This is a genomic window from Pseudomonas sp. 32_A, from assembly GCF_017490905.1.
GTDB lineage: Bacteria > Pseudomonadota > Gammaproteobacteria > Pseudomonadales > Pseudomonadaceae > Aquipseudomonas > Aquipseudomonas inefficax.
Window position 1 is genome coordinate 42,230 of record NZ_JAFGYI010000040.1, and the last position, 8,686, is coordinate 50,915.

The 8,686-nt window shown below is 59.2% G+C and carries 8 protein-coding genes; all 8 read left to right on the forward strand.

Annotated features, from left to right (window positions below; all coding sequences use genetic code 11):
- Positions 1-307 precede the first annotated feature (307 nt).
- The 8 genes from cyoA to J5M58_RS21035 all read left to right on the forward strand — a co-directional run bounded on the left by cyoA (position 308) and on the right by J5M58_RS21035 (position 8,428).
- A complete protein-coding gene (cyoA, locus tag J5M58_RS21000) occupies positions 308-1,252 on the forward strand; it encodes a ubiquinol oxidase subunit II (RefSeq protein WP_015268993.1) in 945 nt (314 codons plus the stop codon).
- A 3-nt stretch (positions 1,253-1,255) separates the two neighbouring features.
- Positions 1,256-3,274: a cytochrome o ubiquinol oxidase subunit I gene (gene cyoB / locus J5M58_RS21005; protein WP_112252044.1), complete on the forward strand. Its 2,019-nt coding sequence runs from the start codon at positions 1,256-1,258 to the stop codon at positions 3,272-3,274.
- Between the two features lie 3 nt (positions 3,275-3,277).
- Entirely contained in the window at positions 3,278-3,901 is a 624-nt protein-coding gene (cyoC, locus tag J5M58_RS21010) for a cytochrome o ubiquinol oxidase subunit III (RefSeq protein ID WP_025337745.1), read from the forward strand.
- Complete coding sequence (gene cyoD, locus J5M58_RS21015) at positions 3,901-4,233, forward strand: cytochrome o ubiquinol oxidase subunit IV (protein WP_003259128.1); 333 nt, start codon at positions 3,901-3,903, stop codon at positions 4,231-4,233. The genes cyoC and cyoD overlap by 1 nt, the downstream gene beginning before the upstream one ends.
- Positions 4,234-4,244: 11 nt before the next feature.
- The gene (gene cyoE, locus J5M58_RS21020) at positions 4,245-5,132 is read left to right on the forward strand and encodes a heme o synthase (protein ID WP_025337747.1); all 888 of its coding nucleotides are present in this window, start codon (positions 4,245-4,247) and stop codon (positions 5,130-5,132) included.
- 335 nt (positions 5,133-5,467) lie between these two features.
- Entirely contained in the window at positions 5,468-6,676 is a 1,209-nt protein-coding gene (alaC, locus tag J5M58_RS21025; protein WP_112252045.1) for an alanine transaminase, read from the forward strand.
- A 114-nt stretch (positions 6,677-6,790) separates the two neighbouring features.
- Entirely contained in the window at positions 6,791-7,918 is a 1,128-nt protein-coding gene (locus tag J5M58_RS21030) for a hypothetical protein (protein ID WP_112252046.1), read from the forward strand.
- 126 nt (positions 7,919-8,044) lie between these two features.
- Positions 8,045-8,428: a YkgJ family cysteine cluster protein gene (locus J5M58_RS21035; protein ID WP_112252047.1), complete on the forward strand. Its 384-nt coding sequence runs from the start codon at positions 8,045-8,047 to the stop codon at positions 8,426-8,428.
- Positions 8,429-8,686: the final 258 nt, after the last annotated feature.

Sequence of the window (8,686 nt, forward strand, 5' to 3'; positions counted from 1 at the left end):
CACTGCTTGCGAGTCGCAGGATTGAAGGAAGCCCCAGCGCTCCTTTTTGCTGACTTCGTCAAGTTTCGCCAAACGGCGATACCGGGCGGACCCCCCTCCGCGTTTTCCGCACCAAATGGACTTGGTCTGAAGTACAGGCCTGTTGCCTACGAAACCATAAGCACCGCTAACACGCTTTGACGCCAAGGTCCTGCAGCCGGACCCGGGCAGGAGCGAGTACGGGCGCGAATTGCCGCACTTGGCAGGACGAAGTGTTGGCTACCAAAACACAAATTGCATTGAAGCAAGCTGATCTAGAGGTCGTGAGATGAGTAAAAAGCGTTACCCCAGACTGTTTGGCATATTGCCCTTTTTAGGCATGCTTTTACTCAGTGGGTGCAACTGGACCCTGCTCGACCCGAAAGGTCAGGTCGGCATTGAGCAAAAGAACCTGATCCTGATCGCTACCGGCCTGATGCTGCTGGTGGTGATTCCTGTCATTATCATGACCGTGGTTTTCGCCTGGAAGTACCGTGCTTCCAACAAGGCTGCCACCTACACCCCTGACTGGTCGCACTCGACCAAGATCGAAGCCGCGGTGTGGATCATCCCGATCCTGATCATCATCGCCCTGGGCTACTTCACCTACCACTCCACCCACAAGCTGGACCCGTACCGTCCGCTGGATTCCGATGTGAAGCCGGTGCAGATCGACGTGGTCGCGCTGGACTGGAAGTGGCTGTTCATCTACCCGGAGCAGGGCATTGCCACGGTCAACAAGATCGTCTTCCCGGCTAACACCCCGGTCAACTTCCGCGTCACTTCCGACGCCGTGATGAACTCGTTCTTCATCCCGGGCCTGGGCGGCCAGATCTACGCCATGGCCGGCATGACCACCAAGCTGCACCTGATCGCCAACGAAAACGGCGAGTTCGACGGTATCAGCGCCAACTACAGCGGTGCTGGCTTCACCGGCATGAAATTCAAGGCTACTGCCACCTCTCAGGAAGACTTCGACAAGTGGGTCGCCGAGGTCAAGCAGTCGCCGAAGAAGCTGGACAAGGCCGAATACGACGCCTTGGCCAAACCAAGCGAAAACAACCCAGTCGCGCTGTATAGCGAGGCTTCGCCTGACCAGTTCCAGCTGATCGTCGACAAGTACGAAGGCATGAACCGCGGTCGTCCGAGCCACGAAGAAGCAGGCAGCAAAGATCTGGCCACTACCAAGGGTGTGGAATCGAGTATGCAACCAGCTGCCGGTGCAGAGGAGTAAGAGATGTTCGGTAAACTAAGCCTGGAGGCGATACCCTATCACGAGCCGATAGTCATGGTGACGCTTGCCATGATCGCGCTCGGTGGTATCGCTGTCGTCGGTGCTATCACCTACTTCCGCAAGTGGTCCTACTTGTGGAGCGAGTGGTTGACGACTGTCGACCACAAGAAAATCGGGGTGATGTACATCATCGTCGCGATGGTCATGCTGCTGCGCGGTTTTGCCGACGCCATCATGATGCGTACCCAGCTGGCTGCCGCTACCGGTGGCTCCGAAGGCTACCTGCCGCCTGAACACTATGACCAGATCTTCACCGCTCACGGTGTGATCATGATCATCTTCATGGCGATGCCGTTCTTCACCGGCCTGATGAACCTGGCGGTTCCTCTGCAGATCGGTGCACGTGACGTTGCCTTCCCGTTCCTGAACTCCCTGAGCTTCTACCTGCTGCTGGCAGGCGTGCTGCTGGTCAACATCTCGCTGGGCGTTGGTGAATTCGCCAAGACCGGCTGGGTTGCCTATCCGCCGCTCGCGGGCATTCAGTACAGCCCTGGGGTGGGTGTCGACTACTACATCTGGGCGCTACAGCTATCCGGATTGGGTACGACGCTTACCGGCGTGAACTTCCTCGTCACCGTGATGAAGATGCGCGCACCTGGCATGAAGCTGATGGACATGCCGATCTTCACCTGGACCTGCACCTGGGCCAACGTGCTGATCGTGGCTTCCTTCCCGATCCTGACCGCTGCACTCGCTCTGCTGACTGTTGACCGTTATCTGGACTTCCACATTTTCACCAACGAGCTTGGTGGGAACCCGATGATGTACGTCAACCTGTTCTGGGCGTGGGGTCACCCTGAGGTGTACATCCTGATCCTGCCGGCCTTCGGTGTGTTCTCGGAAGTTACCTCCACCTTCTCCGGCAAGCGTCTGTTCGGCCACCACTCGATGATTTACGCATCGGGCGCCATCGCCGTGCTGGGCTTCGCCGTGTGGCTGCACCACTTCTTCACCATGGGTGCCGGCGCCAGCGTCAACACCTTCTTCGGCCTGGCGACGATGCTGATCTCCATTCCGACCGGTGTGAAACTGTTCAACTGGCTGTTCACCATCTACCAGGGCCGTCTGCGCTTCACCGCGCCGATCATGTGGACCCTGGGCTTCATGATCACCTTCTCCATCGGTGGTATGACTGGCGTTCTGCTGGCTGTTCCAGGTGCTGACTTCGTGCTGCACAACAGCCTGTTCGTAATTGCTCACTTCCACAACGTGATCATCGGTGGTGCGGTATTCGGCTACATCGCCGGCTTCGCCTACTGGTTCCCGAAAGCCTTCGGTTTCACCCTGAACGAGAAGTGGGGCAAAGCTGCCTTCTGGTTCTGGATCTCGGGCTTCTACGTAGCGTTCATGCCGCTGTACGCCCTGGGCTTCATGGGCATGACCCGTCGTCTGAACCACTCCGACAACCCACTGTGGGAACCCTACCTGTACGTAGCCGTTGTCGGCGCCGTGCTGATCCTGTTCGGTATCGCCTGCCAGCTGATCCAGCTGTACGTATCGGTTCGCGACCGCAACCAGAACCTGGACGTGACCGGCGACCCATGGGGCGGCCGTACCCTGGAATGGTCGACTTCGTCGCCACCTCCGTTCTACAACTTCGCCCACATGCCTGAGAAGGTTGGCCTGGATGCCTGGCACGAAGCCAAGGAAGCCGGTGTCGCCTACAAGCCTGCGGCCAAGTACGAAGCGATCCACATGCCGAGCAACACCTCTACCGGTTTGTTCATGGGCCTGTTCCTGACCGTCTTCGGCTTCGCCTTCATCTGGCACATCTGGTGGCTGGTTGGCGCGAGCCTGGTTGCAACCATCGCTGTCTTCGTTCGCCACGCTGCGCGTGACGATCAGGGCTACATGGTTCCGGCCGAAGAAGTGGCGCGCATCGAAGGCGAGCGCATGAAAGCGCTGGCCAAAGCAGGTGCTCTGCCTGCCGGCGCACGTGTCGAATCGTTTGAGCGGGTGTAATCAATGTCCAGTCAAGTAATGCACGGTGCTGCTCATGGTCACGACCATGGGCATGACGACCACCACCACGACTCGGGCCAGATGACCGTACTCGGTTTCTGGCTGTACCTGATGACCGACTGCATCCTGTTTGCGTCGCTCTTCGCCACCTACGCGGTGCTGTCCGGCAGTTTTGCCGGCGGCCCGTCGGGTCATGACATTTTCCAGCTCGATTTCGTAGCTGTTGAAACGCTGTTCCTGCTGCTGTCCTCGATCACCTTCGGCTTCGCCATGCTGAAGATGTTCGATGGCAAGAAAGCTGGCGTACTGGGCTGGTTGGCTGTGACCTTCCTGTTCGGTGCAGGCTTCATCGCGATGGAAATCTACGAGTTCCATCACCTGATCGCCGAGGGCTTCGGCCCGCAGCGCAGTGGCTTCCTGTCGGGCTTCTTTGCCCTGGTAGGTACCCACGGTCTGCACGTGACCGCCGGCCTGATCTGGATGGCAATCATGATGTACCAGATCAACAAGCACGGCATCACGCCGACCGCCAAGACCCGCATGAGCTGCCTGAGCCTGTTCTGGCACTTCCTGGACGTGGTCTGGATCTGCGTATTCACCGTCGTCTACCTGCTGGGAGTTCTGTAATGGCTAACGCACACGACACTCATCACGAAGGTAACCACGGCAGCGTCAAGTCGTACATGATCGGCTTCATCCTGTCGATCATCCTGACCGCGATCCCGTTCGGCCTGGCCATGTCGCCAAGCCTGCCGAAGAACCTGACCGTTCTGATCATTGTTGCCATGGCCGTGATCCAGGTAGTAGTGCACCTCGTGTACTTCCTGCACATGGACCGCTCGAAAGAGCAACGCAACAACGTTTCGACGTTCCTGTTCACCACTCTGGTGATCGCTCTGCTTGTCGGCCTGTCGCTGTGGATCATGTTCAGCATCCACTTCGAAATGTTGGCCAAGTGAGGTAAGACTGCATGTCCGTTAAGCACTTTATCCAAATCACCAAACCGGGGATCATTTTCGGTAACGTGCTTTCCGTGGCAGGCGGTTTCTTCCTTGCCTCGAAGGGCCATGTGGATTTCGCCCTGTTCCTGGCGGTGGTGATCGGTACTTCGCTGGTGGTCGCGTCCGGATGCGTGTTCAACAACTGCATCGATCGTGACATCGACCACAAGATGGAGCGCACCAAGAACCGCGTCATGGTTCAGGGCGGCATGTCGCTGCCCCTCGCGCTGATCTACGCCACCCTGCTCGGGGTGGCGGGTTTCAGCCTGCTGTATGTTCAGGCCAACCCGCTGTCGGCGTTCTGTGCGCTGATCGGCTTCATCGTCTACGTCGGTTTCTACAGCCTGTGGCTGAAGCGTAAATCGGTGCACGGCACCTTGGTCGGCAGCCTGTCTGGTGCCATGCCTCCGGTGATCGGCTATTGCGCCGTCAGCAACAGCTTCGACCTGGCTGCGGTTACCCTGCTGGTGATGTTCAGCCTGTGGCAAATGCCGCACAGCTTCGCCATCGCCATCTTCCGCTTCAAGGATTACAGCGCTGCCAACATCCCGGTCCTGCCGGTGGCACGTGGCATCCTCGCGGCGAAGAAGCAGATCGTGCTGTACGTGCTGGCCTTCGTGCTCGCGACCCTGATGCTTACCCTTGGCGGTTACGCCGGCCTCGGCTACCTGGCCGTGGCAGCAGCCATGGGCCTGTACTGGCTGTACATGGCCTGGGGTGGCTACAAGGCCGAGGACGACAGCAAGTGGGCCCGCAAGGTGTTCGGCTTCTCCATTCTCACCGTCACTGCCCTGAGCGTGATGATGGGCGTGGATAGCCAGACTGCTGCGGATGTGCTGATGACTTACGCACGCTGAAACTGCTGCCTGTTTCACGAAAACCCCGGCCATGCGCCGGGGTTTTTTTATGGGCGTTTTCCTGTGCCGGCCTCTTCGCGGGTAAACCCGCTCCCACAGGGACCGCAGCATACTCGAAACGTGTACAAGGTCCTGTGGGAGCGGGTTTACCCGCGAAGAGGCCAGCACTAAAAACATAAAATTCAGGTTTTCAAAAAATACATCTGAAAAGTTATATAGAAACGGGAAATTATCCTTTACAGAGTTCCAGTTTCGGCACTATCTTCTGATTTAGGCCGCCACATCGGCCAACGTCGCTCGGACGGTTCCGGGCGCTTACGTACTCAGAGGAAGCCATGGCCAACCCAGGTTCGCCGCGCCGCTTTGCGCGCATCGATCGTCTCCCCCCTTACGTCTTCAACATCACTGCCGAGCTCAAGATGGCCGCCCGCCGCCGTGGCGAGGACATCATCGACCTGAGCATGGGCAACCCCGATGGCGCCACCCCGCCGCACATCGTCGAGAAGCTGGTGCAGGTCGCCCAGCGTGAAGACACCCACGGCTACTCCACCTCCCGCGGCATCCCGCGCCTGCGTCGGGCCATTTCCAACTGGTACAAGGAACGCTACGAGGTCGACATCGACCCGGAAAGCGAAGCCATCGTCACCATCGGCTCGAAGGAAGGCCTGGCGCACCTGATGCTGGCTACCCTCGACCAGGGCGACACGGTGCTGGTGCCCAACCCCAGCTACCCGATCCATATCTACGGGGCGGTAATTGCCGGTGCCCAGGTGCGTTCGGTACCGCTGGTGCCGGGAGTGGACTTCTTCAACGAACTCGAGCGAGCCATCCGCGAATCGATCCCCAAGCCGAAGATGATGATCCTCGGTTTCCCGTCCAACCCCACCGCCCAGTGCGTGGAGCTGGACTTCTTCGAGCGCGTGGTGGCCCTGGCCAAGCAGTATGGCGTGCTGGTGGTGCATGACCTGGCCTATGCCGACATCGTCTACGACGGCTGGAAAGCCCCGTCGATCATGCAGGTGCCGGGGGCCAAGGACATCGCGGTGGAGTTCTTCACCCTGTCCAAGAGCTACAACATGGCCGGCTGGCGGATCGGTTTCATGGTCGGCAACCCCGAGCTGGTCAGCGCCCTGGCGCGGATCAAGAGCTACCACGACTACGGCACTTTCACCCCGCTGCAGGTGGCCGCTATTGCCGCACTGGAAGGTGACCAGCAGTGTGTGCGCGACATTGCCGAGCAATACCGCCAGCGCCGCAACCTGCTGGTGAAAGGGCTGCACGAGCTGGGCTGGATGGTCGAGAACCCCAAGGCTTCGATGTACGTATGGGCGAAGATCCCGCCAGAGTATGCGCACCTGGGCTCGCTGGAGTTCTCCAAGAAGCTGCTGGCCGAGGCCAAGGTGTGCGTGTCGCCGGGTATCGGCTTTGGTGACTATGGTGACGACCATGTGCGCTTTGCCCTGATCGAGAACCAGGACCGTATTCGCCAGGCGATTCGCGGGATCCGGCAGATGTTCCGGGCTGATGGGCTTATCCGCAAGTAAGCCATGGGGGCTGCAAAGCAGCCCCAACTGATTCAAAGGCGAGTTTTCCACCTGCATCCCACCGATTGATTTACCTATTTTTCTGCACTCATTTCTCACCACAGAGACACACAAATGAGTGTTTTCACCGCCTATTTCTGCGGCACCGGTTCCCACCGCTTCGACGACGCCAACCCCAACTTCTGGAACGGTGAACTGGTCTCGACCCTGGCCAGCAACGACCAGGGCCGCGAATTCGCCCACTGGATCGCCGTGGACGGCCCCGGCAGCGGCAACCTCCAGGATGACAACCTGTTCGTCGAGCCCGGCGGCTATTTCAACTGGACCGGCCAGCTGTTTGGCCGCGGTTGGGAAGAGAACGTCAACCATGTGCTGCAGGTGATCAAGGGGGAAAGCAGCTGGCAGCGCACCAAGCTGAGCGAGGAAGAATACCAGCGCCTGAAGGACGCTGGCGTACCCATTCCGGATGTGTCTTCTACTGCCTCCTGGTTCTGGCGTACCTACGACTACGGTGATCGCCATCCAACTCCGCAGGAATTGCAGGAGCGCATCATCAGCATGTTCCGCAAGCCACGCTTGCCGACCCAGGTGAACCTGGTGGGCTGGAGCAGGGGAGGGATCAGTTGCCACATGCTGGCTAACGCCATGGCGCAGGACCCTGTGTTGCGCGGCATACCGGTGAACATCTTTGCCATCGACCCAGTGCCGGGAGTTGGCAATGTACAGGTCGAGCGCGTAACGCTGACTGATAACGTCAAAGAGTATGTAGGCTTCTATTCGCGGGATGAGCGCTCCAAGGGTTTTGCTTGCGTGATTCCTACAGTCGCAAGCGATACGCGGATATGTGTCTACCCGATGCCAGGCCGGCATGCCACGTTGGTGGGTAACGCCTCGGCGGATGGTGCGGGCGACGGCAAGGTGCTGGTGGAGCCGGGGTTGATCGTTCGCCATTTTGCCGAGGTCTGCCTGACCCGCTGGGGTGTGCAGCTGGACAGGCGCCTGGCCTTGGGCGACAGCCAGTTGATGAAGTATCACCAGCTCATGGCGGCCGCTGACAAGCAGTATGAGGCCATGCGCAGTGCGTCCTACACCGTACTCACCGAGGGCGAAAAGCACGACCGGCTGGTGCACTGCGGTGAAGCCCGCACTTATTTCAGCAAGGTGCAGGGAGGGGAGTACGACCCGAGCGCAGGTTTGGCTTTGCAGCGTTGGGATGCCGCGACTTACAAGGCCATCTGCTAGCCGTAACGGGCGGCCGGATCAGCGGCAGATTTTTTTGCATTGCCCCTCTATCCAGCCGCCCCCGCTTGGATTGAAAATGGTGCCGCGGGTCAGCCCCGATAACAACAACCTTCCCTTCGTGCCATCATGTCCGAATATAACCCTTGCCTTGACTGCGGCGCCTGCTGCGGGTACTTCCGTGTGTCCTTTTTCTGGGGCGAATGCCAGTCTGCCGGGGGCCTTGTGCCGGACGACCTGGTGGTACAGATCAACCCCACCCGCGTTGCCATGATCGGCACCGATGCCAAACCCTGCCGATGCGTCAGCCTTGAGGGCGAGATCGGTAAAGAGGTGGCTTGTAGCATTTATGCCAACCGCTCCAGCCCGTGCCGCGAGTTCGAGGCGTCGTGGGAGGGTGGGGTGCATAACCCCAGCTGCGACGATGCGCGGGCCGCGTATGGGCTGCCACCGCTGACCCCGCCAGAGGCCAATGAGCCGCATTGGCCAGATGATGGGGCTGAGGTGGCCTGATCGTACTTCGTTAGCCTGTACCGCCCCTTTCGCGGGTGAACCCGCTCCCACAGGAATTGCGCCGCTTTCAAGGCTGGTGCAGTACCTATGGAGACCATGGGTACCGCCGCCATTTCAAGGCCAGCGCAGTACCTGTGGGAGCGGGTTCACCCGCGAAAGGGCCGTCAGCTGTAAGAAGATTCTGAACTTGATACCAAATGCTTCAGGTTCTCTAGAATTGGGAATTATCCTACGACCTCAGTCGGATGCCGTCTGATA

Coding starts and splice junctions, on each gene's coding strand:
- J5M58_RS21035 (WP_112252047.1), top strand. CDS start 8,045: ATGTCCGAATATAACCCTTGCCTTGACTGCGGCGCCTGCTGCGGGTAC.
- cyoD (WP_003259128.1), top strand. CDS start 3,901: ATGGCTAACGCACACGACACTCATCACGAAGGTAACCACGGCAGCGTC.
- cyoC (WP_025337745.1), top strand. CDS start 3,278: ATGTCCAGTCAAGTAATGCACGGTGCTGCTCATGGTCACGACCATGGG.
- J5M58_RS21030 (WP_112252046.1), top strand. CDS start 6,791: ATGAGTGTTTTCACCGCCTATTTCTGCGGCACCGGTTCCCACCGCTTC.
- cyoE (WP_025337747.1), top strand. CDS start 4,245: ATGTCCGTTAAGCACTTTATCCAAATCACCAAACCGGGGATCATTTTC.
- cyoB (WP_112252044.1), top strand. CDS start 1,256: ATGTTCGGTAAACTAAGCCTGGAGGCGATACCCTATCACGAGCCGATA.
- cyoA (WP_015268993.1), top strand. CDS start 308: ATGAGTAAAAAGCGTTACCCCAGACTGTTTGGCATATTGCCCTTTTTA.
- alaC (WP_112252045.1), top strand. CDS start 5,468: ATGGCCAACCCAGGTTCGCCGCGCCGCTTTGCGCGCATCGATCGTCTC.